General features: G+C 67.9%; 27 protein-coding genes and 1 pseudogene. 16 read left to right on the top strand and 12 right to left on the bottom strand.

All coding sequences use genetic code 11. The annotated features are described in order from the left end of the window. Positions 1-34: 34 nt before the first annotated feature. From PGN37_RS10140 to prfB, 8 genes are all read right to left on the bottom strand, one after another. Positions 35-2392 carry a putative bifunctional diguanylate cyclase/phosphodiesterase gene (locus tag PGN37_RS10140; protein WP_335330899.1) on the bottom strand — a complete coding sequence of 786 codons (2358 nt, stop codon included), beginning with the start codon at positions 2390-2392 and terminating at the stop codon, positions 35-37. A gap of 28 nt (positions 2393-2420) precedes the next feature. Beyond that, positions 2421-3275, bottom strand: a complete 855-nt coding sequence (locus PGN37_RS10135; RefSeq protein WP_335330975.1) for an EamA family transporter — start codon at positions 3273-3275, stop codon at positions 2421-2423. After that, complete coding sequence (smpB, locus tag PGN37_RS10130) at positions 3272-3769, bottom strand: SsrA-binding protein SmpB (protein WP_335330898.1); 498 nt, start codon at positions 3767-3769, stop codon at positions 3272-3274. Before smpB ends, PGN37_RS10135 begins: the two co-directional genes overlap by 4 nt. A gap of 2 nt (positions 3770-3771) precedes the next feature. Continuing rightward, on the bottom strand, positions 3772-4668 hold the full coding sequence (gene ftsX, locus PGN37_RS10125) for a permease-like cell division protein FtsX (RefSeq protein ID WP_335330897.1): 897 nt from the start codon (positions 4666-4668) through the stop codon (positions 3772-3774). Further along, positions 4668-5357 carry a cell division ATP-binding protein FtsE gene (ftsE, locus tag PGN37_RS10120; protein ID WP_335330974.1) on the bottom strand — a complete coding sequence of 230 codons (690 nt, stop codon included), beginning with the start codon at positions 5355-5357 and terminating at the stop codon, positions 4668-4670. Before ftsE ends, ftsX begins: the two co-directional genes overlap by 1 nt. A gap of 64 nt (positions 5358-5421) precedes the next feature. Then, entirely contained in the window at positions 5422-5943 is a 522-nt protein-coding gene (locus PGN37_RS10115; RefSeq protein WP_335330896.1) for a hypothetical protein, read from the bottom strand. Further along, positions 5940-6911, bottom strand: coding sequence for a mechanosensitive ion channel family protein (locus PGN37_RS10110; RefSeq protein ID WP_335330895.1), 972 nt, complete (start codon positions 6909-6911; stop codon positions 5940-5942). The genes PGN37_RS10115 and PGN37_RS10110 overlap by 4 nt, the downstream gene beginning before the upstream one ends. 3 nt (positions 6912-6914) lie before the next feature. After that, entirely contained in the window at positions 6915-8033 is a 1119-nt protein-coding gene (gene prfB / locus PGN37_RS10105) for a peptide chain release factor 2 (RefSeq protein ID WP_335330894.1), read from the bottom strand. 134 nt (positions 8034-8167) lie between these two features. Between prfB and PGN37_RS10100 the strand changes: the two genes are divergently transcribed. Then, a complete protein-coding gene (locus tag PGN37_RS10100; RefSeq protein ID WP_335330893.1) occupies positions 8168-9547 on the top strand; it encodes an FAD-dependent oxidoreductase in 1380 nt (459 codons plus the stop codon). On the opposite strand, the gene PGN37_RS10095 is transcribed toward PGN37_RS10100, so the two are convergent. Continuing rightward, complete coding sequence (locus PGN37_RS10095) at positions 9524-9859, bottom strand: hypothetical protein (protein WP_335330892.1); 336 nt, start codon at positions 9857-9859, stop codon at positions 9524-9526. The two genes, PGN37_RS10100 and PGN37_RS10095, sit on opposite strands and share 24 nt — an antisense overlap. A 23-nt stretch (positions 9860-9882) precedes the next feature. On the opposite strand from PGN37_RS10095, the gene hisN reads away from it, so the two are divergent. From hisN to PGN37_RS10080, 3 genes are all read left to right on the top strand, one after another. Next, positions 9883-10683 (top strand): histidinol-phosphatase, encoded by an 801-nt coding sequence (gene hisN / locus PGN37_RS10090; protein WP_335330891.1) that lies wholly within the window; start codon positions 9883-9885, stop codon positions 10681-10683. A gap of 103 nt (positions 10684-10786) precedes the next feature. After that, a complete protein-coding gene (locus PGN37_RS10085) occupies positions 10787-12169 on the top strand; it encodes an acyl-CoA dehydrogenase family protein (protein WP_335330890.1) in 1383 nt (460 codons plus the stop codon). A 32-nt stretch (positions 12170-12201) separates the two neighbouring features. Beyond that, a complete protein-coding gene (locus PGN37_RS10080; protein ID WP_335330889.1) occupies positions 12202-13413 on the top strand; it encodes an acyl-CoA dehydrogenase family protein in 1212 nt (403 codons plus the stop codon). An 11-nt stretch (positions 13414-13424) separates the two neighbouring features. On the opposite strand, the pseudogene PGN37_RS10075 reads toward PGN37_RS10080, so the two are convergent. After that, positions 13425-14425 (bottom strand): annotated as a pseudogene (locus PGN37_RS10075) (MDR family oxidoreductase). 98 nt (positions 14426-14523) lie between these two features. Further along, on the bottom strand, positions 14524-15501 hold the full coding sequence (locus tag PGN37_RS10070; protein ID WP_335330888.1) for an esterase family protein: 978 nt from the start codon (positions 15499-15501) through the stop codon (positions 14524-14526). Between the two features lie 295 nt (positions 15502-15796). Between PGN37_RS10070 and PGN37_RS10065 the strand changes: the two genes are divergently transcribed. The 11 genes from PGN37_RS10065 to PGN37_RS10015 all read left to right on the top strand — a co-directional run bounded on the left by PGN37_RS10065 (position 15797) and on the right by PGN37_RS10015 (position 25727). Then, on the top strand, positions 15797-16360 hold the full coding sequence (locus tag PGN37_RS10065; RefSeq protein ID WP_335330887.1) for a TetR/AcrR family transcriptional regulator: 564 nt from the start codon (positions 15797-15799) through the stop codon (positions 16358-16360). A 33-nt stretch (positions 16361-16393) separates the two neighbouring features. Then, on the top strand, positions 16394-17572 hold the full coding sequence (locus PGN37_RS10060) for an acyl-CoA dehydrogenase family protein (protein ID WP_335330886.1): 1179 nt from the start codon (positions 16394-16396) through the stop codon (positions 17570-17572). 10 nt (positions 17573-17582) lie between these two features. After that, a complete protein-coding gene (locus tag PGN37_RS10055; protein ID WP_335330885.1) occupies positions 17583-17972 on the top strand; it encodes a nitroreductase/quinone reductase family protein in 390 nt (129 codons plus the stop codon). Between the two features lie 80 nt (positions 17973-18052). After that, positions 18053-19156 (top strand): homogentisate 1,2-dioxygenase, encoded by a 1104-nt coding sequence (locus PGN37_RS10050; RefSeq protein ID WP_335330884.1) that lies wholly within the window; start codon positions 18053-18055, stop codon positions 19154-19156. Further along, positions 19156-20328, top strand: a complete 1173-nt coding sequence (locus PGN37_RS10045; protein ID WP_335330883.1) for an alpha/beta hydrolase family protein — start codon at positions 19156-19158, stop codon at positions 20326-20328. The genes PGN37_RS10050 and PGN37_RS10045 overlap by 1 nt, the downstream gene beginning before the upstream one ends. Before the next feature lie 107 nt (positions 20329-20435). Further along, positions 20436-21641, top strand: a complete 1206-nt coding sequence (locus tag PGN37_RS10040; protein WP_335330973.1) for a CaiB/BaiF CoA transferase family protein — start codon at positions 20436-20438, stop codon at positions 21639-21641. Beyond that, complete coding sequence (locus PGN37_RS10035) at positions 21638-22540, top strand: hydroxymethylglutaryl-CoA lyase (protein WP_335330882.1); 903 nt, start codon at positions 21638-21640, stop codon at positions 22538-22540. The genes PGN37_RS10040 and PGN37_RS10035 overlap by 4 nt, the downstream gene beginning before the upstream one ends. Positions 22541-22544: 4 nt before the next feature. Continuing rightward, positions 22545-23168 (top strand): TetR/AcrR family transcriptional regulator, encoded by a 624-nt coding sequence (locus PGN37_RS10030; RefSeq protein WP_335330881.1) that lies wholly within the window; start codon positions 22545-22547, stop codon positions 23166-23168. Between the two features lie 23 nt (positions 23169-23191). Further along, positions 23192-24442, top strand: a complete 1251-nt coding sequence (locus tag PGN37_RS10025) for an acyl-CoA dehydrogenase family protein (RefSeq protein WP_335330880.1) — start codon at positions 23192-23194, stop codon at positions 24440-24442. Beyond that, entirely contained in the window at positions 24439-25401 is a 963-nt protein-coding gene (locus PGN37_RS10020) for a phosphotransferase family protein (protein ID WP_335330879.1), read from the top strand. The genes PGN37_RS10025 and PGN37_RS10020 overlap by 4 nt, the downstream gene beginning before the upstream one ends. Beyond that, positions 25398-25727 (top strand): DUF6285 domain-containing protein, encoded by a 330-nt coding sequence (locus tag PGN37_RS10015; RefSeq protein WP_335330878.1) that lies wholly within the window; start codon positions 25398-25400, stop codon positions 25725-25727. Before PGN37_RS10020 ends, PGN37_RS10015 begins: the two co-directional genes overlap by 4 nt. Before the next feature lie 11 nt (positions 25728-25738). Here PGN37_RS10015 and PGN37_RS10010 read toward each other — a convergent pair whose 3' ends face one another. Then, complete coding sequence (locus PGN37_RS10010; protein ID WP_335330877.1) at positions 25739-25975, bottom strand: hypothetical protein; 237 nt, start codon at positions 25973-25975, stop codon at positions 25739-25741. Here PGN37_RS10010 and PGN37_RS10005 point away from each other — a divergent pair. Beyond that, complete coding sequence (locus PGN37_RS10005; RefSeq protein ID WP_335330876.1) at positions 25974-26387, top strand: Rv3143 family two-component system response regulator; 414 nt, start codon at positions 25974-25976, stop codon at positions 26385-26387. The two genes, PGN37_RS10010 and PGN37_RS10005, sit on opposite strands and share 2 nt — an antisense overlap. Positions 26388-26446: the final 59 nt, after the last annotated feature.

The following is a 26446-nucleotide window of genomic DNA, read 5'->3' as shown; positions in this document are numbered from 1 at the left end:
ACTACCGGCCCATCCAACACAATCCAGCCGATATTTAGTCCGCGGGCGCCACCATGTCGTCCATGTCGTCCATGTCGTCCATGTCGTCCATGTCGTCCCTGCCGTCGCGGACCGCGCCGTACTCGGCGACGATGTCGGCGAGCGGGGCGGGCCTGCCGAACAGGTACCCCTGAGCGAATCGACAGCCCGCCGCCAACACCGTCGTCGCCTGCTCGGCCGACTCGATCCCCTCGGCGATCACGTCGAGACCGAGATCGGCACACAGTCCCACCACCGAGCGGTACAGCGTCAACTCTCGCACGGCCTCCAACCCCACCGCGAGGCTGCGGTCCAGCTTGACGATGCCGACCGGCAACGCGTGCAGATACGCCATGGAGTTGTAGCCGGCGCCGAAGTCGTCCAGGGCGACACGTGCGCCCATCTCGTTGAGGCGATCGATCTGTGCCGCCGCGTCCGCCAGATCCACGATCGGCAGCGTCTCGGTGATCTCCAACACCAGGCATCCCGGGTCCATCGCGCACTGCGACAGCGTCCGCGCCACCTCGTCCTCGAATCCGGAATGACCCAGTCGTGAGGCGCTGACGTTGACGTGGATGTCGACGTCGAGGCCGGCATCGGCAACCTGCTGGCAGGCCAGCTGCAGCACCATCCCGTCGAGCGCGGCTCCCAGACCCGCCGATTCGGCCGCCGCGACGAACGTCTCGGGCGGGATCTGCACACCGTGCGGCGTCGTCCACCGGGCCAGCGCCTCCACCGCGACCAACCTCTCGTCGGGCAACGTGACGATGGGCTGGTACACGAGGTTGAAGCCGGCCGGCACGCCGCCGGCGGCGGCACGCAACGCGGACGGGAAGTCGGCGTACAGCCCCGCCGAACCCTGGTAGACCACCACCGTGTCCTTGCCGAGCCGCTTACCCGCATACATCGAGATGTCGGCTTGGCGCAGCAGATCGTCGGAGCTCAGCGTGCTCGCCCCGTCAGCGTGTACCAACCCCATGCTCGCTCGCACCCGCACGGACCAGCCGTGCAGAAGGAACGGTTCCCGCAGCGCGACCCTCAGCCGGTCGGCGACGAGGTCGGGACCCTCGGCGTCGCCGGATTGGCTCGCGTCGACCAGGATGGCGAACTCGTCGCCTCCGATCCGCGCGAGGGTGTCGGCGTCGGAGAGGCACCCCGTCAGCCTCTCCCCGACCGCTCTCAACAGTTCATCGCCGGCGGCATGCCCGTATCGGTCGTTGACGTCCTTGAAGTCGTCGAGGTCGACGAAGATCAGGCTGAACTCGCCGTCGTGCATCGCCCTGTCGAGCCGCTGGGCGAAGAGCAGCCGATTGGGCAGCCCGGTCAGCGCGTCGTGCATCACCTGGTGGGCGAGGCGCCTCTGCACCTCGTAGAGCCGGCGGGTCAGCAGGCGCTGCTGCCCCATCGCCGCGACCTGCCGTGACGCCACCAAGACCACCATGATCACTGTGGTGCCGACGACCACGGCTCCCAGTTCGTGGCCCGTGAGCACGTGAAAGGCCAGCAGCACCGTGATCCCGAGAAACCCCGTGTACGGCAGCACCAGCTGCGCCCAGTCGAGGAGTCGCGCACGCCCTGACACTGGCGACGGGGCGGGATCTCGCGGTCGCATCGACAAGGCGACGAACAGCGGACCGAGCGCCAGACCCGTTTCGCCCCACATCGCCGCGCCGTGCATGTCCAGCGTGTCGAAGTAGGCGATCATCCGATCCGAGGCGGCGATCAGCACGAATCCACTGCCCAACTGGAGATAGTTGACGCGGTAGGCGTGCTCGGCGCGGTAGATCATGCCGGTCACCGCGGCGACCACCACGACGACGAGCTCGGCCATCGCGAACGGGATCTCCACCGCGGCGTTCGCGGACCGCGGAAACGACGAGGTCGACAGATTGCCCAGGCCGAAGATCACCAGGATCGCGAACGACGCCGCAGCCACCAACCCGTCCAGCAGTGTCAACAGCGCGGCATGGCCGAGCGAACCGTCTTCCGGCACGCCGACGCGACCCCCGCGCAGCGCCAACACCAGCACCGAGGCCAACGCCAGGACGGGGAACAGCCAGTACAGCACCACCCAGATGGGAAACCCGTCGGGGCCGAGCAGCCACCAGGAGGCCTGACCTCCCAACAGCCCGGCGACCGCGCCGACCGCGAGCAGACGCCACCAGCGGGCGGTGCCGTGCACCCGACACGCGACGACGAGTCCGTAGACGACGGCGACCAGGCCGGTACCGCACAACGCGACTGCAGCGAACCGGTGCGCGGCCTCGTCACCCCAGGGCGCGAACGCATTGATCGCCAACACCACAGTGGCGGCGACGATCAGCACGACACGTACCCCGAAGCCCGTGCGGCCACCTCCCTCGCCTGACGACACGCGCGTCGGCTACCCACGCTGAAAACAGCTAACCAGCGGCGATCAGCGCGACGGAGGCGAACGCGAGAATCATGCCGACCACCTGCGACCGAGTCACCGACTCACGCAGCACCGCCACCGCCAGCGCGACCGTCGCCGCCGGGTACAACGCGACGAGCACCCCGGTCAGCGACAGCAGCGAGGAGTGCAACGCGAGCAGGGTGGCTGCGTTGGCAACGGTGTCGAGCACCCCGGCGAGCAGCGCCAGGCGCAGCGGGAAACCACGCACCAGGGTGAGGTTGGCCGTGAGCGCCGCGGCGATCACCACGATCACGGTCGCCGCCAACCGCCCGAACACCAGCGGCCAGAGCCCCGCCTCTACCGGCACCTGGTCCAGGATCACGAAGTTCATGCCGAACGCGATCCCCGACCCGACCGTCAACCAGGCCACCTTCACGGTGAACCGGTGCCGACGCACGTCGCCGTCGAGGTCCTGATCCGCCTGCCGGCTCACCATCACGACCGCCACCAGCGCCACCACCACGCCGACACCGGCGAGCGCGCTCGGCCGCTCGCCCAGCGCCACCCCGAATCCGACCGGCACCGCCGCGACGAGCACCGACGTCAGAGGCGATACCACGGAGATGGGTCCGGATCCGAGTGCGGCGTAGAACCACCACACCCCGAACGCCTGGCCCACCCCTGCGAACAGCCCCCACAGCACCGCGGCGCGGCTGATCTCACCGCCGAACGGCACAGCCAGGATCGTCAACAGAACCAGCGCCAGCGGGTAGGACACGATGACCACCCGCAGCGCGGCCACCCGCCGCGAGGCGTAGCCACCGACGAAGTCGCTGACGCCGTAACCCAGCGCCGCGATCAGCGCGCTGAGAATTCCGGTCAGGAGGTCATGCCCTTGACACGGCGCCCCAACTCGCGGGTGACTTCACGCTCGGCATCCCGGCGCGCCAGATCCTGACGCTTGTCGTGGGCTTGCTTACCGCGAGCCAACGCCAGCTCCACCTTGACCTTGCCGCCGGTGAAGTACAGCGACAGCGGCACCAGCGTGAGGTTGCCGTCGCGGGTGCGTCCCACCAAGTTGTCGATCTGGGTGCGGTGCAGCAGCAGCTTGCGGTTGCGCCGCGGAGCGTGGTTGGTCCAGGTGCCGTGGTGATACTCCGGGATGTGCAGGTTGCGCAGCCAGATCTCGCCGTCGTCGACGGTGGCGAAGGCATCGGCCAGCGATGCCTGCCCCTCCCTCAGGCTCTTGACCTCGGTGCCCATCAGCGCGACGCCGGCCTCGAAGGTCTCGAGGATCGTGAAGTTGTGGCGCGCTTTGCGATTCGTGGCCACCACCTGGTTGTTGGAGTCCTTGACGCCTTTGGTCTTCTTTGCCACCGCTACCGCCGCACGTAGAGGCGCAACGTGACGTACGAGGTGATACCGGACATCGCGAGACCGAGCAGGAGCATCCACGGCGCGCTGTAGTAGAGGACGTCGGCGTAGTCCACCCTGGCGATCAGATTGGCCTGATAGAACTGGTCGAGCGCGCTCTCCAGGAACAGCGCCCGCACCGCGATCAACCCCGCGATCGCGATCACCACCCCGACGAATGCCGCGAGCATCGCCTCGAGCAGGAACGGGAGTTGGGTGTACCAGCGTGTGGCGCCGACCAATCGCATGATGCCGATCTCGGTGCGACGGGTGTAGGCCGCGACTTGGACCATGTTGGCGATCAACAGCACCGCACCGATCGCCTGCACCAATGCCACCGCGAATGCGACGTTGCTGATGCCGTCGAGAACCGCGAACAGCCGGTCGATCAGGTCTTTCTGGTTCAACACGTTGAGCACGCCGGGTTGACCGATCATCGCGTCGTCGAAGTCCTTGTGCTGTTCCGGATCGTCGAGCTTGACGACGAACGACGCCGGGAACGCGTCCTTGCCCGCAACGTCCTTGTACTGCGGGAACTTCCGGATCGCGTCGTCGTAGGCCTCGTCGCGGTTGAGGAAGCGCACCGACCGGACGTCGTCGCGGTCCTCGATCGTCTTGCGCAGCGCCTTGCAGGGGTCCGCGTCACAGGTCGGGTCGTTGGCCGACACGTCGTTGGTGAGGAAGACCTGGCTCTCGACCCGGTCGAGGTAGATGGCGCGCGACTGGTCGGCGAGCCGCACGACGAGCAGACCGCCGCCGAACAGCCCGATGGAGATCGCGGTGGTGAGCACCATCGCGATCGTCATGGTGACGTTGCGGCGAAGCCCGGTCAGGACTTCGTTGACGAGGAAGCCGAAGCGCACTAGCGATCCATTCCGTAGACGCCGCGCTGTTCGTCGCGAACCAGCCGGCCGAGTTCGAGTTCGACGACCCGCTGACGCATGGAGTCGACGATGTGGTGGTCGTGGGTGGCCATCAGCACCGTCGTACCGGTGCGATTGATCCGCTCGAGCAGATCCATGATGTCCTTGCTGGTGTCCGGGTCGAGGTTTCCGGTCGGCTCGTCGGCCAGCAGCACCAGCGGCCGGTTGACGAACGCGCGGGCGATCGCCACCCGCTGCTGCTCACCACCGGACAGCTCGGCCGGAAGCCGGTTGGCCTTGCCCGACAACCCCACCATCTCGAGCACGTCGGGCACCACCCGGTTGATGGTGTCGGACCGCTTGCCGATCACCTCGAGCGCGAACGCGACGTTCTCGAAGACGGTCTTCTGCTGCAGCAGCCGGAAGTCCTGGAACACGCAGCCGATGACCTGGCGCAAGCCGGGGATGTGACGACCGGACAGCTTGTTCACATGGAACTTCGACACCCGGATGTCACCTGAGGACGGATTGTCCTCGCCCAGCAGCAGACGCATGAACGTCGACTTGCCTGACCCGGACGGACCGATGAGAAAGACGAACTCGCCCTTGTCGATCTTCAGCGAGACGTTGTCGAGCGCGGGACGCGCAGACGACTTGTACTGCTTGGAGACATGGTCGAGGGTGATCATCACGGCACGCCAGTGTAGCGGCCGGAGATGCGGACACCGCATCGCCGGACGGGTGCCGCGTGGCTCACTGAGGCGGCAACGCGGTTGTGATCGCGGGGGCACCGGGCGGCGCGACCGAGGTCGGCGCCAGAAGCGGCGGTGCCTGAGTGAACGTGACCGGACCCAGTGGGCCGGGCCCATCGGGGTCGATCACTGTCGTCGTGGCTCCGCCGGGCGCCGTGCCGGTCGTGCTGGTCGGCGTCGGGGTCTCCGACTCCGACGGTGTGGGTGTCGGTGACGGCGTCGTGGTGGTCGTCGTCGTTCTGGTGGTGGTGGTCGTGGTGTCGCGCGGTGCGACGTTGGTGCGCGGCACCCACGTGTAGGCGGGGTCCGGCACGAAACCCGGAGGCACGACCTGCGTCGGATCGGTCTGCGTCGCGCTCGGCGCCGGCTGGAACGTCTGGTTCACCCAGAACAGCGCGAAGAACGCGACGATCAGCGTTGCGGTCGAGGTGCGCATCCTCCCGCCGAAGATGTAGTTCGGCCACTTCTTCTCGGCCTTCGTGCCCCCGGCCCGCTTCGGGGCCAGCCACTCGAGCCACCTCATCGCTGCGTCTCCGGCCGGGTTTCCGCGACAGCGGCATCGTCCACCCGAGCCGGGTGCGGGATCGCCGCGACGACCGGCGCCGGCTCGCCCGGAGCGACGATCCCGGCGCGTCGCAGCGCGCGGATCACCAGCACCCGCAGACGCCGTCCCACCTCGAACTGCTTACCGGGCAGCGTGCGGGCGACCATGCGCAGGTTCACCGTCTCCAGTTCGATGCTCTCCACGCCCATCAGCTGGGGCGCATCCAACAGCAGATCCTTGAGTTGTGTGTCGTGCAGCGCCCTGTCGGCGACGTCGTGCAGCACGTCGTTGACCTCGTTCAAGTCCGCCGACACCGGCACCGGGATGTCGATCACCGCCCGGGCCCAGTCCTTGGACAGGTTGACCGTCTTCACGATCTGGCCGTTCGGGATCGTGAACATCTCCCCCTCCGAGGAGCGCAGCTTGGTGACGCGCAGCGTGACGTCCTCGACCGTGCCCTCAGCGGGGGCAGCGATGCCCGCGACGGTCAGCGCCACCAGATCGCCGAAGCCGTACTGCTTCTCGGTGATGATGAAGAAGCCTGACAGCAGGTCCTGGACCACTCGCTGGGCGCCGAAGCCGAGCGCGGCGCCGATGACCGCGGCAGGGGCGACGAGAGACCCGACCGGGATGGCCAGGATGTCGGTGATCTGCACGAGAACCATCACCAGCAGCAGGCCCACCGACACGTAGGAGATCACCGAGGCGACAGCTTGGCGGTGTTTGGCACTCTCCGAGCGCACCAGCTGGTCGCTTTCCTGGTACTCGGCGTCGATGCGGCGGGTGACGCGCTGCGCGGTCCAGTTGATGAACCGGGCGGCCAGCAAAGCGCCGACCAGCAGCAGCGCGATCCGCACGCCACGGTCGAGAATCCACACGCCGATGTCGCCGCGCCAGAAGCCGTGCCACCGCGAGGCGAAGTCGAATGCCAGGAGCGTGCTGTTCACGGGTTACTCGTCGTCGTCTTTCCTGTTGCGCCACCGGATGCCGGCTTCGAGGAAGCCGTCGATGTCACCATCGAGGACGGCGCCGGGGTTGCCGACCTCGTATTCGGTGCGGAGGTCTTTGACCATCTGATAGGGGTGCAGAACGTAGGACCGCATCTGGTTACCCCAGGAACTACCGCTGTCACTCTTGAGGGCGTCGAGTTCGGCGCGTTCCTCCTGGCGTTTGCGTTCGAGCAGTTTGGCCTGCAGCACCCGCATCGCCGACACCTTGTTCTGCAGCTGCGATTTCTCGTTCTGGCAGGTGACGACGATACCTGTCGGAATGTGGGTGAGCCGGACCGCGGAATCGGTGGTGTTGACCGACTGCCCGCCGGGACCGCTGGAGCGGTAGACGTCGACGCGGATGTCGGTTTCGGGGATGTCGATGTGGTCGGTGGTCTCCGTGACGGGCAGCACCTCGACCTCGGCGAACGACGTCTGCCGGCGACCCTGGTTGTCGAACGGACTGATGCGCACCAGCCGATGCGTGCCCTGCTCGACCGAGAGCGTGCCGTAGGCGAACGGGGCGTGCACCGCGAAGGTCGCGCTCTTGATGCCGGCCTCTTCGGCGTAGGACGTGTCGTAGACCTCGACGGGGTACTTGTGCTGTTCGGCCCATCGGACGTACATCCGCATCAGCATCTCGGCCCAGTCGGCGGCGTCCACGCCGCCGGCACCGGAGCGAATGTTGACCACCGCCTCGCGTTCGTCGTACTCCCCCGACAGCAGCGTGCGGACCTCGAGCGCTTCGATGTCCTCACGCAGTTGCCGCAGTTCCGCGTCGGCCTCCGTGACCGCCTGGTCGGATGCGTCGCCTTCCTCCTCGGCGGCGAGTTCGTAGAGCACCGGCAGATCCTCGACGCGCTGACGCAACTCCTCGATCCGCCGCAGCTCGTTCTGGGCGTGCGACAGATCGCTGGTCACCTTCTGCGCCCGCGTCTGGTCGTCCCACAGCTTCGGGTCGGACGCCTCCTCCTCGAGCGTTGCGATGCGCCCGCGAAGGGCCTCGACGTCGAGAACACGCTCCACTGTGGTGAGCGTGGAGTCGAGGGCGGCGATATCGGCTTGACGGTCAGGATCCACGGGAGTTCAGGGTACCGGTCCGCGCGTTCTCCTCGACCGACGCCGACTGCGTTCTAGCATCGGGAGGCAACCTCGTCCGGCTGCGGCGCGACAGCCCCCTGCGCGCGGCCGGGCCGCGACAGAAGGCAGCCCACATGCCCCCACAGCGTCCGTATCACGTGGCGATCGTCGGCTCGGGACCGTCCGGGTTCTTCGCCGCCGCCGCCCTGCTGAAGTCCGCCGGCGGAGACGAGCTCGACCGCGACGTCTGCGTCGACATGCTCGAGATGCTTCCGACTCCGTGGGGACTGGTGCGCTCCGGGGTGGCGCCGGACCATCCGAAGATCAAGTCGATCTCGGCGCAGTTCGACAAGATCGCCGCCGACGCCCGCTTCCGGTTTTTCGGCAACGTCGTCGTCGGCGAGCACGTCCAGCCCGCCGAGCTCGCGCAGCGCTACGACGCGGTCGTGTACGCCAACGGCGCCCAGTCCGATCGGCCGCTCGGCATCCCGGGTGAGGACCTGCCGGGCAGCGTGGCCGCGGTCGACTTCGTCGGCTGGTACAACGCTCATCCGCACTTCCGGGAGATGACCCCGGACATCTCCTCCGGCCGCGCCGTCGTGGTGGGCAACGGCAACGTGGCGATCGACGTGGCCCGAATCCTGGTCAGCGATCCCGATCTGCTGGCCGAGACCGACATCGCCGACCACGCGCTGGACTCGCTGCACGAACGCGGTGTCGAGGAGGTGCTGGTGATCGGGAGACGCGGCCCGCTGCAGGCGCCGTTCACCACGCTCGAGTTGCGCGAGCTCGGCGACCTCGAGGCACTCGGTGACGTCGACGTGATCGTCGACCCGGCTGACTTCGCCGACATCACCGACGAAGACCTCGATGCCGCGGGTAAGACCGTGCGCAACAACATCAAGGTGCTGCGCACCTACGGGGAGCAGGAGCCCACAGGGGCCAAGCGCCGCATCGTCTTCCGGTTCCGCACCTCCCCGATCGAGATCAAGGGCGACGGCAAGGTCGAGTCGATCGTGCTGGGCCGCAACGAGTTGGTGCGCGGGGAGGACGGCAGGGTGTCGGCCCGCGACACCGGCGAGCGTGAGGAAGTCCCCGTGCAACTGGTCGTGCGCGCCGTCGGCTACCGCGGCGTGCCGATGCCCGGCCTGCCGTTCGACGAGCGGTCGGGCACGATTCCCCACACCGACGGGCGCATCGAGGGCAGCCGCAACGAGTACGTCGTCGGGTGGATCAAACGCGGCCCCACCGGCGTGATCGGCAGCAACAAGAGCGATTCGGCCGACACCGTCCACACGCTGCTCGCCGATCTGACGGCGGCCGAGCCGACCGATCGGGGCGACGATCACGCCGCGAACGTCGAGGAGTGGCTGCTGGAACGCCAACCGAAGCTGGTGACCAACGATCACTGGCGCCTGATCGACGAGCACGAGCGCAGCACCGGCCAGGGGTCGGGACGGCCGCGGGTCAAACTGACCAGTCTCGAGGACTTACTCCGGATTGGGCACGGGTGAGGAGAACGCCCACTTCTCCGGGTTGCGCGGCGAGTACCTGACGTCGATGAGCTGGCCCATCGTCGGCCAGGCGTTCACGTCGACGGCCATCCGGGTGTAGACGGTGTACTCGTTGACCGTCGGACCGTTGATGACGCCGGTGATGGTGACGAACTGCTCGCCCGTCACGTCGGCGGGACGCGGACTGACCCCGGTGACCAGGAGAGTGCCCGGCGGCCAGTCGTTGCCCGCACCGCGCTTGCGCATGATCCGGGGTGCCGCGATGAGCACGATGGCACCGATGATGAGGAGCATGATCGCGAGTTCGGCCACACCGCCATGGTAGGACTCCACATATGAGCACCCCTGACATCGCCGACGACCTGGCCCTGGCCCTCACGCTCGCCGGGGAGGCCGACGCTCTGACGATGCAGCGTTTCGGCGCGGTGGATCTTCGCGTCGAGACGAAGCCGGACATGACTCCGGCGACCGACGCCGATCTGGACACCGAGACTCTCCTGCGGGAACGGTTGGCCGAGCAGCGTCCCGCCGACTCGGTGTTCGGCGAGGAATTCGGCGGCACCAAGGACTTCACGGGCCGGCAATGGGTGCTGGACCCCATCGACGGCACGAAGAACTTCGTGCGCGGGGTGCCGGTCTGGGCGACGTTGATCGCGCTGCTCGTCGACGGGGTTCCGGAGGTCGGCGTGGTGAGCGCACCCGCGCTGGCGCGACGCTGGTGGGCCGCGACGGGCCAGGGCGCTTTCACCTCTTTCTCTGGTCCGGCCGGCACGACGCGGCCCATCTCGGTGTCCCGCGTCGCCGACCTCGGCTCGGCCAGCCTGTCGTACTCCGACCTGACCACCGGATGGGAGTCGTTGCGCGCGGCGTTCGTCGACCTCACCGACGCGGTGTGGCGTACCCGCGGCTACGGCGATTTCTGGTCGTACTGCCTGGTCGCCGAGGGCGCCGTCGACATCGTGGTCGAGCCGGAGGTCAAGCTGTGGGATCTCGCCCCGCTCGACATCCTGGTCCGAGAGGCGGGCGGTCGGTTCACGGACCTCTCGGCCCAGCCGGGGCCGCACGGCGGCAGTGCGGTGGCGACGAACGGTCTGCTGCACGACGCCGTACTCGGCGCGCTCCCCGGTGTGAGTTAGGCAACAATCGCCCTACCTTACTCATAAGTCAGTTTCGATACCTTACTCTGGAGTCAGTTAGCGCGCTCGCGCTTTTCGACAACCTGACGGAGGCAGCTGACCGATGACGAACACCCTGCCGTCCAAGCAATCCGGCCGCGAGAGCGGCGTGGGCTTGCAGAAGCACAAGAGATCGGCCACCGATGTCGGGATCGCGCTGATCACGCCGTTGCTCGGCCAGGACTTCCTGGACAAGTACAACCTGCGCGACCCGCTGAACCGTGGCCTGAAATACGGCGTGAAGCACGCCTTCTCCGCCGCGGGCGCCACGACCCGCCAGTTCAAGCGGGTGCAGGGTCTCGGCAAGCCCGCGACGCGGCTGAAGCCCAGCGGCGCCGACTACTTCGACCTCACTCCCGACGACGACCAGAAGATGATCGTCCAGACCGTCGAGGAGTTCGCCGAAGAGATCCTGCGTCCCGCCGCGCACGACGCGGACGCCGCGGCCACCTATCCCCGGGACCTGATCGCCAAGGCCGCCGAACTGGGCATCACCGCGATCAACATCCCCGAGGATTTCGACGGGATCGCCGAGCAGCGCAGCACCATCACCAACGCACTGGTGGCCGAAGCTCTGGCCTACGGCGACATGGGTCTGGCGCTGCCGATCCTGGCACCGGGCGGCGTCGCGTCTGCCCTGACCCACTGGGGCAGCGCCGATCAGCAGGCGACCTACCTGCCGGAGTTCGCGGGCGAGAACGTGCCGCAGGCATGCGTCGCGATCGCCGAACCGCACCCGCTGTTCGACCCGACGGCGCTGAAGACCGTCGCGGTGCGCACCCCGAGCGGCTACCGGCTCGACGGCGTCAAGTCGTTGGTGCCGGCGGCCGCCGACGCCGAGCTGTTCGTGATCGCCGCACAGCTGAACGGCAAGCCCACGTTGTTCCTCGTGGAATCGGCGGCCAACGGGGTGACGGTCACCCCTGATCCGAGCATGGGTATCCGCGCGGCGGCCCTGGGTCGCGTCGAACTCGACAAGGTCACCGTCCCGTTGAGTGCTCGTCTGGGCGAGGACGCCAGCGACGCGGACCACGATCGCAACTACTCCGAGGCCATCGCGTTGTCTCGGCTGGGCTGGGCGGCACTGGCGGTCGGCACCTCGCACGCCGTGCTCGACTACGTGGTGCCCTACGTCAAGGAGCGCGAAGCGTTCGGGGAACCGATCGCCCACCGGCAGTCGGTGGCGTTCATGTGCGCCAACATCGCGATCGAACTCGACGGCCTGCGCCTGATCACGTGGCGTGGCGCCGCGCGCGCCGAGCAGGGGCTCTCCTTCGCCCGCGAAGCAGCACTGGCCAAGAAGCTCGGCACCGACAAGGGCATGCAGATCGGCCTGGACGGCGTGCAGCTGCTGGGCGGCCACGGTTACACGAAGGAACATCCGGTCGAGCGGTGGTTCCGCGACCTACGAGCTCTCGGCGTCGCCGAGGGTGTTGTGGTCCTCTAGCAGCAGCATTTCTCTAGGAAGGCGAACCGAACATGGCTATCAATCTGGAAATGCCGAAGAAGCTGCAGGCGGTCATCGAGAAAGGCCACCAGGGCGCGGCGGAGATGCTGCGCCCGATCTCGCGCAAGTACGACCTGCGCGAGCACGACTACCCCGTCGAACTCGACACGCTGGCGACCCTCTTCGAGGGCATCTCCGAGGCGAACACGATCTCGTTCGCCGGCGCCGGTGGGCTCAGCAAGGACGGCGACGGTCCGAAGGGAAACGTCAACGGCGCCAACATGTCTGCGCTCCTCAACGCGCTGGAGGTGAGCTGGGGCGACGTCGCGCTGCTGCTGTCGGTGCCCTACCAGGGCCTCGGTAACGCGGCGATCTCGAGCGTGGCCTCCCGCGAGCAGCTGGAGCGGCTGGGCAAGGTGTGGGCCGCGATGGCCATCACCGAGCCGGGCTTCGGCTCGGATTCCGCGGCGGTGTCGACGACGGCGGTGCTGGACGGGGACGAGTACGTCATCAACGGCGAGAAGATCTACGTGACGGCCGGATCCCGCGCGACCCACATCGTGGTGTGGGCGACGTTGGACAAGTCCATGGGGCGCGCGGCGATCAAGTCGTTCATCGTGCCCCGTGACCACCCGGGCGTGACTGTCGAGCGACTCGAGAACAAGCTCGGGATCAAGGCTTCCGACACTGCGGCGATTCGGTTCGAGAACGCCCGCGTTCCGAAGGAGAATCTGCTCGGCAGCCCTGAGATCAAGGTGGACAAGGGTTTTGCCGGGGTCATGGAGACCTTCGACAATACCCGTCCGATCGTCGCGGCGATGGCCGTCGGCGTCGCTCGAGCGGCGCTGGAGGAGTTGCGCAAGATCCTCACCGATGCCGGCATCGAGATCTCCTACGACAAGCCCGCACACGCGCAGAGCGCCGCGGCCGCGGAGTTCCTGCGGATGGAGGCGGATTGGGAGGCGGGCTACCTGCTGACCGTGCGCTCGGCGTGGCAGGCCGACAACAAGATCCCCAACTCCAAAGAAGCCTCGATGGGCAAGGCCAAGGCCGCCCGCGTGGGTACCGACATCACCCTCAAGGCAGTCGAAATGGCCGGCACGACAGGCTATTCCGAGCAGACCCTGCTGGAGAAGTGGGCTCGCGACTCGAAGATCCTCGACATCTTCGAGGGCACCCAGCAGATCCAGCAGCTCGTGGTGGCTCGTCGCCTCCTCGGATTGTCCTCAGCTGAACTGAAGTAGCGCGGTACCGGTCAGAACCCGTCGTGCACGACCACGCGGGTTCTGCCGGTGACGCCGCCGCCGATGATGGTCTTGAGCACCTCGTCGACGCGCAGCACCGGCACGTCGGTGGTGACACGGTCGAGATGACGTGGGGCCAGCCCGGATTCGATCTGCGCCCAGACGTCTCTGCGCCGGGCGATCGGCAACAGCACCGAGTCGATACCCGCCAGCGGTCACGCCACGCAGGATGAACGGCATCACCGTGGCGGGCAGGTCCGTCGATCCCGCCCAAGCCCGAAATCGCCGCCACACCTTCGTATTTCAGGGTGCTCAGCGCGTAGGCCAGCGTGGGGCCGCCGACGCAGTCCACCACGGCGGCCCAGTGAGCTTTGCCCAGCGCCCGCACCTTCTCGTCGGGCCCGGGAACCCGGTCGATGACGTCCGCGGCGCCCAGGTCGCGCAGCAGCTCGTGTGCCTGGGCCTTGCCCGTCGACGCCACCACCTCGTAGCCCTGGCCGGCCAGCAGGTCCACGCTGACACTGCCCACCCCACCGGTGGCACCGGTGACCAGCACCGGCCCGTCACCCGGCTGCACGCCGTGCGCCCGCAGCGCCTCGACGCTCATCGCCGCCGTGAAGCCGGCGGTACCGATGGCGGCCGCATCTGCCGTGCTCAACGCGTCCAGCTTGACCAGGTAGTCGGCCGGGTAGCGGGCGACCTGGGCATAGCCGCCGTGCCGTCCTGTGCCGATGTCCTGGCCGTGAGCGAACACCGCGTCTCCCGCGGCGAAGTCCGGTGACGTGCTCGCGGTGACGGTCCCGGCGACGTCGATGCCGGGGATCAACGGATAGCCCCGCGCCACACCACCTTTCGGCGTGACAGCGAGAGCGTCCTTGTAATTGACGCTGGAATACTCGACGTGGATCTCGACCTCGCCCTCGGGCAGGAACGACTCGTCGACGGTCTCGTGGCGCAGAACCACGCCGCCCTCGCCGTCCTCGTGGGCCACCATCGCGTTGATCTCGGTCATTCCGCCACAGTAGCCACGGGCTCGTCGACACGAAGAAGCCCCCGACCCTATCGGGCCGGGGGCTTCGTCGTTCGGTGTCGAACCCCTTGCGTCGGTGACTATCCGACGAGGTGGCTGATCAGGTCGGGCTTCATGGTCTGCAGCTCACGACCCCAGTACGCCCAGTTGTGCGTGCCGTTGTCGGGGAAGTTGAAGACACCGTTCTTCCCGCCGGCAGCGACGTAGTTGTCCTGGAACGTCCGGTTGGTGCGGATGGTCAGGCCCTCGAGGAACGTCGCGGGCAGGTCGCCACCACCGAGCTCGTTGGGTGTGCCGTTACCGCAGTACACCCAGATGCGGGTGTTGTTCGAGACTAGATTCGGGATCTGCACCATCGGGTCGTTGTACTTCCAGGCGGGATCGGTCTCCGCGGGACCCCACATGTCGTTGGCCTTGTAGCCGCCGGCATCACCCATCGAGATGTTGATCAGACCGGGCCACCAGCCCTCGGACGGGTTCAGGAAGCCGGACATCGAACCGGCGTAGGTGAACTGCGAGGGGTGGTGCGCAGCCAGCACCAGCGAGGCGCTACCGGCCATCGACAGACCCACAGCGGCGCTGCCGGTCGGCTTGACCTGGCGCTCCGAGGCCAGGTAGTTGGGCAACTCCTGGGTCAGGAAGGTCTCCCAGTTGTAGGTCAGGCAGCCGGCTTTACCGCACGCGGGCTTGTACCAGTTCGAGTAGAAGCTGGACTGGCCGCCGACCGGCATGACCACCGAGATGCCCGAGTCGAGGTACCACTCGAACGCCTGGGTGTTGATGTCCCAGCCGTTGAAGTCGTCCTGCGCGCGCAGGCCGTCGAGCAGGTAGAGCGCCGGCGAGTTCGGGCCGCCGCTCTGGAACTGCACCTTGATGTCCCGGCCCATCGACGGCGACGGCACCATCAGGTACTCCACCGGCAGGCCCGGCCGCGAGAAGGCTCCGGCGGTCGCCGAGCCCCCGGCGAAGCCGATGATGCCCGGCAGCAAAATCGCAGCGAATGCGGCGATGCCGAGGCGGCGAGCCCACGGGCCACGAACCCTGTCAAGAAGTCTCATACGGTCATTCCATCCATCGTCGGTGTACCGCGCGAGGCGGTTTTTCCAGCGGTTTCCCGTGCGGTCGCCGACACCACAGCGATGTCTTCACCGCGTTGTGGCGCCATCCCCAAGGTGCCGTGACGGCGAAGGATGGGCCGAGAAAGAGTTCAGTTGTCGCGGTTGCAGTAAAACATGTGACACCCAACCGACAAAGCCCGGCCACGGCTAATTAGCCCATTTTCCTTGCAGATGGCTGGCAAGCACGTTGCCGCAGTGACCGCGGTCACAGTGCGCGTCGTCATAGGCTCGATCGATGGCAAGAGGTGCGTCGGACGCTCGTCGGCGCTCGGCCGACGACTGGATCGAGGCCGGCTATGCGCTCGTCGCAGAGGCCGGTGTCGAGTCACTCAAACTGGACCGGCTGTGTGCGCACCTGGGCGTCACGAAGGGCAGCTTCTACTGGCATTTCGCGGACATGGCCGCGTACCGGGCCGCTCTGATCCGGGCCTGGGCCGAATTGCGCGACCGCGACCGCAGCGGGTTCGCCGAGCTGCCGAGCGCACCGCCGAGGGAACAGCTGAGCCACATGATGGCGTCGCTGCGCGGCGAGCGTCAGCGCAGCCTCGAGAGGGCGATGCGGGAGTGGGCCCGCACCGACCGCGAGGTCGCCGAGAGCGTGCACACGTCGGACCAGAGGGTGCTCTCAGCAGTTCGGCGCGCCTACCAGGACGCGGGCTTCGACGCCGCCGAGGCCGACATGCGCGCCAACGCCACGTTCGCGGCGGGGATCGGCTTCCTGCACCTGTCCAACCTCCCGGCCGAGCCCCGGATGGCTGACCAGCTGGAGCAATTCCTGGACGTGATGCTCCGCCGCTGACTTCCATACCAAAAAGTATGTTACGGTCACGTCGTGGCCTCAACGATCGCGCCAGAAACCGCTGTCACTCCCGAGTTCGTGACTCGCCTCGCCGACCGCGCAGGCGAGGCAGAACGATCCCGCCGGTTGCCCCCGGACACCGTGGCCGAGGCTGCCGCCTCGGGACTCTTCGATCTGCTGGTGCCCGCCGAGTACGGCGGTCGACAGGCTCCGTTCCCGGCGATCCTCGACCCCGTCCGGCAGATGGCGCACGGTTGCGCGTCCAGCGCGTGGACCCTCGGCTTCTACGTCCTGCACAACTGGATGCTGGCGCTGTTCGACGAGCAAGCCCAGCGCGAGGCGTTCGACAGCCGACCGTTCCTGGCCCCGGCCCCGCTGGCGCCGACCGGCCGCGGCGTCGACTGCCCCGGCGGTATGCGCCTGACCGGCCGCTGGTCGTGGGCCACCGGCGTGATGGACGGCAACTGGATCATGGTCGGGGCGCTGCGCGACACCGTCTCTGACGGCGCCCAGACGATCCAGCCGGTGCTGGCGCTGCTACCGATGAGCGACGCCCGGGTCGAGGACGTCTGGCACACCGACGGGATGCGCGCCACCGGCTCGAATGACGTGGTGATCGACGACGCGTTCGTTCCCACCCATCGGCTGGTCGCGGTGGCCGACATCTACGCCGGCACTGCTCCCGGCGCCGCGCTGCACGACAGCCCGACCTATCGGTGGCCGATGGTGCCCGCGCTGGCGCTGCTCGCGGCCATGCCGGCACTGGGCAGCGCCGAGCGCGCCGCCGAGATCTATGCCGGCCGCCTCTCCGAACGGTTCCTCGCCTACGAGGGCGTCCTGCAGAAAGAGAAGCCCGTGGCCGCGCTGCGACTGGGTGACGCGCAGGTGCGCCTACGCGCCCTGCGCGGGCTGCTCGCGGACACCGTCGACGAGATCGAGCAGACGGTGACGGCCGGAGAGCCGGTGACCCGCCCGGTACGCGGGCGGGCCCGCCTGGCCGCTGCCCGCATCGTGCACGAATCCAGGTCGGTCATCGCCGACCTCCTGGAGGCCTCAGGTGCCAGCGCTCATTTCCTGGACAACCCACTGCAACGGATCAAGCGCGACGTCGACGTGATGGCAGGGCACGTGATCTTCGACTACGACACCAGCCGCGAACTGGCCGGCGCGTTGAGCCTGGGCGCGAAGATCCCTCGCACCGCGATGGTGTGAGAGGACTGCCATGGGCCCCACAGTGCGCGACATGGTGATGGTCTTCTTCCAGAAGAGGATCGCCAATCCCGTGATGCGGCACCTGCCGTTCCAGACGTTGCTCGAGACGACGGGCCGCCGGTCGGGCCAGCCCCGGCGCACCCCGATAGGAGGCCGGCGCATCGGGGAGACGTTCTGGTTCGTCTCCGAGTTCGGGGAGAAGTCGCAGTACGTCCGCAACATCGCGGCCGATCCCCACGTCCGCGTCCGCCTGAACGGACGTTGGCACCAGGGCACGGCCCGCCTCCTGCCCGACGACGACCCACATGCGCGCATGCAGGAGCTGCCCAGGTTCAACAACGTCGGGGTCCGCACCTTCGGCACCAACCTGCTCACGATCCAGGTCGACCTGGACGACTAGATCGACCGTTGGCGGGCGGGTCTTGACCCGCCCACAGAACTAAAAGTAACGTCAGTTTCACTTTGACACGAGGAGCTCGCATGGAATCGTTCGTTCACCTGAGCAAAGGCACCGTTCCGAAGAGGATCCACGCTGACCTAAATGGCCTCAAAGACGACGAACTCGGGCGCGGTGGGTTCACCGGCCGATTCGCCCACCTCTACCGGCGCAATGATCCGACGGCGTACCGCTCCTCCGGCCCACTGCGCCCCATCGACCTGCTCGCGAGTGAGCTGAAACCCTCCGATGCCGGTGACGCCCTCGGCACACCGCTGCTGTTGTTCTCCAATGAGGATGCGCAGTTCTTCCTGTCCCGGCGCACCGACGAGATGCCGTTCTGGGTTCGCTACGTCGACGGCGACCTGCTGAGCTTCGTGCACGAAGGCTCCGGCACCCTGGAGACGGAGTTCGGGCCGTTGCGCTACCGCGCAGGCGACTGGGTCTACCTGCCCAAGTCGTGCACATGGCGGCAGCTGCCCGACGAGCCGGGCACCTGGTTGATGATCCAGGCCACCGACGAACTGCGGGTACCGCCTCCAGGCCCACTGGGCCGCCACTTCCCGTTCGACCCCTCGCAGGTCGTCATCCCCGACCCCGCACCCTGCGACGACGACGGCCGGGAGACCTACGAGGTCCGGCTCGTGCACTCCCCCATCGACGGGCAGACCACGACGACGCTGCACTACAAGCACCATCCGCTCGACGTGGAGGGCTGGCGGGGCGACAACTTCCCGTTCACCTTCAACATCGACGACTACCACGTGGTGACCTCCGACAGCGTGCACCTGCCCCCGACGGTGCACTTGTTCATGCAGGCCACCGGCGTGTACGTGATGAACTTTCTGCCCAAGCCCGCCGAAGGGGTCCCGGGCACCGAGCGCACCCCGTGGTATCACCGCAACGTCGATTTCGACGAGATCGCGTTCTTTCACGGCGGCTCCCTCTACGGCATCCCGATGCCGCCCGGGTTGATTTCCCATGCGCCGCAGGGGGTGCACCACGGGGCGCCGGAGAAGGCACGCGAGCGAGCGCGCCGCAAATTCGACGACTATCAGTCGGTGGACTGGCAGGTCATCTCGATCGACACCCGCCGACGCCTGACCCCGTCGGCCGAGGTGCTCGCCCACGACCTGGGGCAGCACTGATGGGCACCCGCCACGAGTACGAGCGCATCCCGTATCTGGTTGCCTACCAGAACAATTCGGCGGTCCGTGACGTCTACGGCGGCGTTGCCGAGCTGGTGGTGCTCGAGAGCTATCTACTCAAGCCCGAGAAACCATCAGAAACCGTGCTGGTGTTCATGCACCCGATCGGCGGTGGCGCGTACCTGCCGATGATCAACGCACTGGCCCGCGCCGGCCACCATGTCATCTACTGCAACAGTCGATTTCGTGGCACCGACTCGGCCCTGCTGATGGAGAAGGTGGTCGAGGACCTCGGCGAGTGCATCAAGGACGCCAAGAATCGTCTGGGCTACCGCAAGGTGGTGCTGGCCGGGTGGAGTGGCGGAGGTTCGCTGTCGGTGTTCTACCAGCAGCAGGCGCAGCACCCGACCGTGACCGCGAGCCCGTCGGGGGACGGACCCGACCTCACGACGCTGGGCCTGATTCCCGCCGACGCCATCATGCTGCTCGCCGCGCACATCAGCCGGCACGGCACGATGACCGAGTGGATGGACGCGTCCATTCTCGACGAGTCCGATCCGAGCCAGCGTGATCCCGAGCTCGACCTCTACGACCCGGACAATCCGAATCAGCCGCCCTACACCCAGGAGTTCCTCGAGCGCTACCACCAGGCCCAGATCGACCGGAACCGCCGGATCACCTCATGGGTCAAGGACAAGCTCGCCGAACTGAGGGCCGCGGGCAGACCGGACGACGAGTTCGCCTTCGTCGTGCACGGAACGATGGCGGATCCGCGATGGCTCGATCCGACGGTGGATCCGAACGAACGCACTCCGGGCACCTGCTATCTGGGCGATCCTCGAGTGGTGAACATGAGCCCGGTCGGCCTCGCGCGATTCTGCACACTGCGCAGCTGGCTCTCCCAGTGGAGCTACGACGACGCCCACGGCGACGCGGTGAAGGCCGGCCCGGACATCGCCGTGCCCGCGCTGGTGATCGGTAACCTCGCCGACGACGCATGCACGCCCAGCCACACCCGCAGGATCTTCGAGGCGATCGGACACCCGGACAAGGAGATGCACGAAATCCCCGGCGCCAATCACTATTACGCAGGCCCCGACCAGCGCGACAAGCTGCGCGCGGCCGTGGACATCTGCACCGATTGGCTTCAGCGGCACGGGTTTTCGGCATGACGGTCACCGGCGGGCAGGAGCGAAGCGACCCGGGAAAAGGTTCCGGCGGGCAGGAGCGAAGCGACCCGGGAAAAGGTTCCGGCGGGCAGGAGCGAAGCGACCCGGGAATGGACTGTGCTGGACCGCTCGACGGAATCCGGGTGATCGAAGTCGGCACGCTGATCTCCGGACCGTTCGCCGGACGGCTGCTGGGCGACATGGGCGCCGAGGTGGTCAAGATCGAGCCACCGGGTGCTCCGGATCCGCTGCGTACATGGGGGCAGGCCGAACTCGACGGTCACCACTTCTTCTGGACCGTGCACGCTCGCAACAAGAAGGCGGTCACGCTGAATCTGCGCGTGCCGGCTGGCCGCGAGCTGTTCCTCGAGCTGATCGAGCGCAGCGACATCGTGGTGGAGAACTTCCGTCCCGGCACGCTGGAGAAATGGGATCTCGGCTACGACGTTCTGCGCGAACGTAATCGAGGCATCATCCTGGTTCGGGTGTCGGGGTACGGGCAGACGGGTCCGGAGGCCCACAAGGCGGGGTACGCCTCGGTCGCCGAGGCGGCCAGCGGGTTGCGGCACATGAACGGCTTTCCTGGCGGCCCTCCCCCGCGGCTGGCGCTCTCGCTCGGGGACAGCCTGGCAGGGATGTTCGCCGCGCAGGGCGCACTCGCCGCCCTCTACCGCCGCACCGTGACCGGTGAGGGCCAGGTCGTCGATGCCGCGCTGACCGAATCGTGTTTGGCGGTACAGGAATCGACGATTCCCGACTACGACGTGGGTGGCGTGGTGCGCGGCCCGTCGGGAACGCGGTTGGAGGGCATCGCCCCGTCGAACATCTACCCGACCGCAGACGGCAGCTGGGTGGTGATCGCGGCCAATCAGGACACCGTGTTCCGTCGGCTGTGTCAGGCGATGGAACAGCCCGAGCTGGCCACGGACGAACGCTTCGCCACGCACGTCGCCCGCGGGCGCAACCAGGACGAGCTCGATGCGATCATCGGCGCCTGGGCCGCCGCGCGCGAACCCGCGGACATCATCTCCACGCTGTCGGCGGCCGGGGTGATCAGCGGTCCGATCAACACGGTGGCCGAGGTCGTCACCGATCCTCAGTTGCAGGCACGCGGCATGATCGCCGACCACTACGACGAGCGCATCGGCCGCGCCGTCAAAGGACCCGGCGTCGTGCCCGTGCTGTCGGAAACGCCGGGAACGATCCGCAGCGCAGGGTCAGCACGACCCGGCCAGCACAACGAGGAGATCTACCGCGACCTGCTCGGCCACACCGACGCGGAGCTGGCTGACCTGCATGCCGAGGGGGTGCTGTGAACCTTCCTTCCCACGTGACGATCCGGGACGTCTCGATGCGCGACGGGCTCCAGATCGAGGCGCCGATCCCGTTGTCGGCCAAGCGGGAACTGCTCGCGGCGATCGCCGCCACCGGCGTGCGCGAGATGGAGGCCACCGCGTTCGTCTCGCCGTCGAAGGTGCCCGCTCTGGCTGACGCCGCCGAGCTCGCCGAGCACCTCGGTGACTTCCCCGACATCGAATTCTCGGCTCTGGTGGCCAGTCCCACCGGTGCCCGGCGCGCGATCGCGGCGGGACTGCGGTCCATCGAATACGTGGTGTCGGCCGCCGACGGACACAGCCGCGCCAACGTCGGACGGACGTCGGCCGAGGCGGCCGCGGCGATCCCGGACATCGTGACGATCGCCCACGACGCAGGCGTGAGCGTGGAGGTCATCGTCGCCACCGCCTGGGACTGTCCGTTCGACGGTCCGACTCCGACGTCTCGGGTGACCGACGTGCTCACCGCGGCGCTGGACGCCGGCGCAGACCGAGTGGCCATCGCCGACACGATCGGCACCGCGACCCCCCGCCGGGTCACCGAACTCGTCGCCCTGGTGCGCCCGCTGATCGGCGACCTGCCGCTGGGCGCCCACTTCCACAACACCCGCGGCGCGGGACTGGCCAGCGCCTATGCCGCGATCGAGTCCGGTGTGACGCGGCTGGACGCATCGGTCGGCGGGTTGGGCGGTTGCCCGTTCGCCCCCGGCGCCAGCGGCAACATCGCCACCGAGGATCTGGTGTATCTGTTGCGCGACTGCGGCATCGGGGTCGATGTCGACCTCGAGCGGGCGATCGACGCTGCCCGGGTCGCCCAGGACGCCGTCGGCCACGAACTCCCCAGCGCGCTGCTGCGCGCCGGCGACCGGATCCTGGGCTGACCGCGTGCCGCCGACCCCGTCGGAGTTGAGCGCCAAGGGGCGTCAGACTCGCCTGGCGATCGAACAGGCTGCACGGAAACTGTTCGCCGAGCGCGGTTTCCACGGGACCACTCTGGGTGACATCACCTCGGCGGCCGGCCGATCGACCGCGGCGTTCTACCGGTACTTCGCCGACAAGGAGGATCTGCTGGCCGATCTCGCAGAATCCTTCCTTCACGAGGTGGTGGCGCCGTCGGGCCTGAGTGTGCCGCTCCCCCAGTCCCCCGACGACGATGCGTTCTTCACCACCGTGGTCACCGGCTACTGGACGATGTTCACCCAGAACATCGGCATCATGATCGCCGTCGCGCAGCTCGCGGGTACCCAGCCGCGGTTCGCCGCGGTGCAGAACGCGTTCCGCCGCTTCGGTATCGACATCGTCGCGGCATCGGTGCGCCGGGCCCAGGACCAGGGCTACGCGGGCGAGCTGGACCCCGAACACACGGCAGCAGCCATCGCGCTGCTGTTCGAGAACTTCACCACCGTGTTCGTCGGCGACGCCGCCACGGGCATCGGAATCAGCATGAGCGACGACGAGGCGATCACCACGCTGTCGCGGATCTGGAAGAAAACGCTGTACGGACAGTAACGTCGACCACCAAGGAGATCATCGTGGATTTCAGCCTCCCCGAACACCTGCCGGGGCTTCTCGCCGAGATGGACGCGTTCATCGAAGCCGAGATCAAGCCGCTGGAGCGCGAGCACATCCAGTACTTCGACCACCGCCGCGAACACGCTCGCACCGACTGGGACAACGGTGGGGTGCCGCGCCGCGAGTGGGAGGATCTGCTCGACGAGATGCGCCGGCGCGCCGACGCGGCGGGGTGGTTGCGCTACGGCTTGCCCGCCCAGTTCGGTGGTCGCGGCGGCAGCAACATCGACATGGCCGTCATCCGGGAACACCTGGCGCACAGGGGGCTCGGTCTGCACAACGATCTGCAGGACGAGTCGTCGATCGTCGGGAACTTCCCCCAGGTCATCATGATGGACCGCTTCGGCACCGACGATCAGAAGGCCGCGTGGACGGAAGCGTTGATCACCGGTGAGCGGTCGATGGCGTTCGGGCTGACCGAACCGAACCACGGCTCCGACGCCACCTGGCTGGAGACGACAGCGGTACGCGACGGGTCCGGGAACGACGCCGACTGGGTCATCAACGGCGCCAAGCGCTGGAACACCGGGGTGCACCGGGCCACCCACGACCTGATCTTCGCGCGCACCTCGGGTGAGCCGGGTCAGGCCCGCGGCATCACCGCGTTCCTGGTCCCGACCGACTCACCCGGCTTCACGGTGCCCTACTACTGGTGGACGTTCAACATGCCCACCGACCACGGTGAGGTCGTGCTCGACAACGTCCGGGTGCCCGCCGATGCGGTGCTCGGCGAGGTCGGCCGTGGCCTCGACGTCGGACAGACATTCCTGCACGAGAACAGGATTCGGCAGGCCGCCAGCAGCCTCGGAGCGGCCCAGCACTGCATCGACCGCGCGGTCGGCTACGCCAATGCGCGGTCGGTGTTCGGCAAGCCGCTCGCGGTGAACCAGGCGGTGCAGTGGCCGCTGGTCGAGTTGCAGACCGAAGCCCAGATGGTGCGGCTGCTGGTCTACTACGCCGCCAGCCAGCTCGACGCCAACCACCACATGGAGGTCTCCGACAAGGTGTCGATGGCCAATTACCGGGCCAACCGCCTGGTCTGCGAGGCCGCCGACCGCGCCATGCAGGTGCACGGCGGTGTCGGATACAGCAGGCACGAACCGTTCGAGCACATCTACCGCCACCATCGTCGGTACCGCATCACCGAGGGTGCCGAGGAGATCCAGATCCGCCGCGTCGCGCAGCGGCTCTTCGGATTCGGTCGGAAATGAGCCTGGCAGACCAGCTGCACGAGGTGCTGACCCCGCTGCTCGGCGAGGTCGAGATCGACAACCTCACGCGGTTGACCGGCGGCGCGAGCCGCACGACCTGGGCCTTCGACGCCATCGGCGAGACCCGGCGGGCCCTGATCCTGCGCACCGGGCCGCCCGATGACATCCACGCCGGCATGGAACTCGAGGCAGTAGTGCAGCAGCGCGCCGCGGCCGCCGGTGCCCCGGTACCGCACATCGTGACGGCCAGCGATTCGGCCGCCGACGTGGGCAGCCCGTATCTGATCTGCGACGCGGTGCCCGGAGAGACGATCGTGCGCCGCATCTTTCGTGGGCTCGACGACGCGGGCCGCGCTCGACTTCTGCGTCAGTGCGCTGAAGCGCTGGCGGCCATCCATCGAGCCGACATCGAGGGTGCGGGGTTGACCGCACCCGACGACCTGGCCGGCTGGCGGGCACGGCTCGACGAGATCGGCGACACCACAGCCACGTTCGAGTGGACCTTCCGCCGGCTCGCCGATCAGCGACCGGCTCCCTCGCCGATGCGGTTGGTGCACGGCGACTTCCGGATGGGCAACCTGATCGTCGACGACACCGGCCTGGCAGCGGTGCTCGACTGGGAGCTGACGCACATCGGGGAGGTGTACGAGGACCTGGCGTGGTTCTGCATTCGTGCTTGGCGTTTCGGCGCGCCGGCCACGCTCGGTGCCGGCGGTCTCGGCGGCGTGGAGACGTTCGTGCGGGCCTACGAGGATGCCGCCGGCATCCACGTCGACCGGTCCGCGCTGCACTGGTGGCTGACGGTGGCGACGCTGCGATGGGGAGTGATCTGCCGACACCAGGCCGAACGGCACCTCTCCGGGGAGACACCGTCGGTCGAACTCGCCGCGATCGGCCGACGGGTCAGCGAAACCGAATGGGATCTGCTCGATCTGCTCGCGGGTGGGGGCCCGGCATGACCGCGCGACCCACCGCTGCCGAACTGGTCGCCGCCGTCGCGATGTTCCTGGAGACCGACGTGCGGGCCGCATGCGACGGCCAGGTCGGCTTCCACGCCCGGGTGGCGGCCAACGTACTACGCACCGTCGAACGCGAATTACTCTCCGCGACAGGGTCTTCGGTAAAGGACGCGATGGTCGCGCTGGGAGTTGCCGACGAGGCCGAGCTGGCCGCGGCCATCCGCACCGGCGATCTCGACGACCGAGCCGACGACGTGCTGTCCTGCCTGCGACTCCTGGTGACGCATCGGTTGTCGATCGATCACCCCGGCTACGCCGACGGCTGAGGGCGAACCGATCAGTCGCGACGCACCCGCGGCAGGTGGGCGGGCTCGTCGCCGCGGGTTCCGATGGGCAGGCCGAGCGCCACGGCGTGGACGTCGCTGACCGCGGGACCGAAGCCGTGTCCGTCGTCGAACCGCGCCATCACGCCACGCTCGGCGGCGTGACGCCGGGCGATCTCCACCGCCGTCGGGGCGCCGTCGACGCCGAACGGTCTCGCGGACGCACGCGCCGCGGCTACGATCGCGGCCATGGTGCTGCCCTCGTCACCGCCCGACCCGGTCACCCTGCGTGTGCTCGTCTACAGCGACAACCCGCGGACTCGGGAGCAGGTGCGCCTGGCGCTGGGTAAGCGTGTTCATCCCGAACTCCCGGAACTCAGCTACCTGGAGGTGGCGACGGGTCCGATGGTGATCAGGCAGATGGACGCCGGGGGATTCGATCTGGCGATCCTCGACGGGGAAGCCAGCCCGGTCGGTGGCATGGGGATCGCCAAGCAGCTCAAGGACGAGGTCTCGAACTGCCCGCCGGTGCTGGTGCTGACCGGACGGCCGGACGACGCCTGGCTCGCCAACTGGTCCCGCGCCGAGGCCGCGGTGCCCCACCCCATCGACCCCATCCGGCTCGGCGACGCCGTCGTGTCGCTCTTACGGCAGCGTCACTGACGCGACACGCACGTTAACGCGCTGTCACGCTTGCTTTTTCGGGACGTTACGCCGGCTTC

The sequence above is a fragment of the Mycobacterium kyogaense genome, assembly GCF_036946525.1.
Lineage (GTDB): Bacteria > Actinomycetota > Actinomycetes > Mycobacteriales > Mycobacteriaceae > Mycobacterium > Mycobacterium kyogaense_A.
Note: the sequence above shows the minus strand (reverse complement) of the source record. Positions and strands in the feature narration are given on the sequence as shown.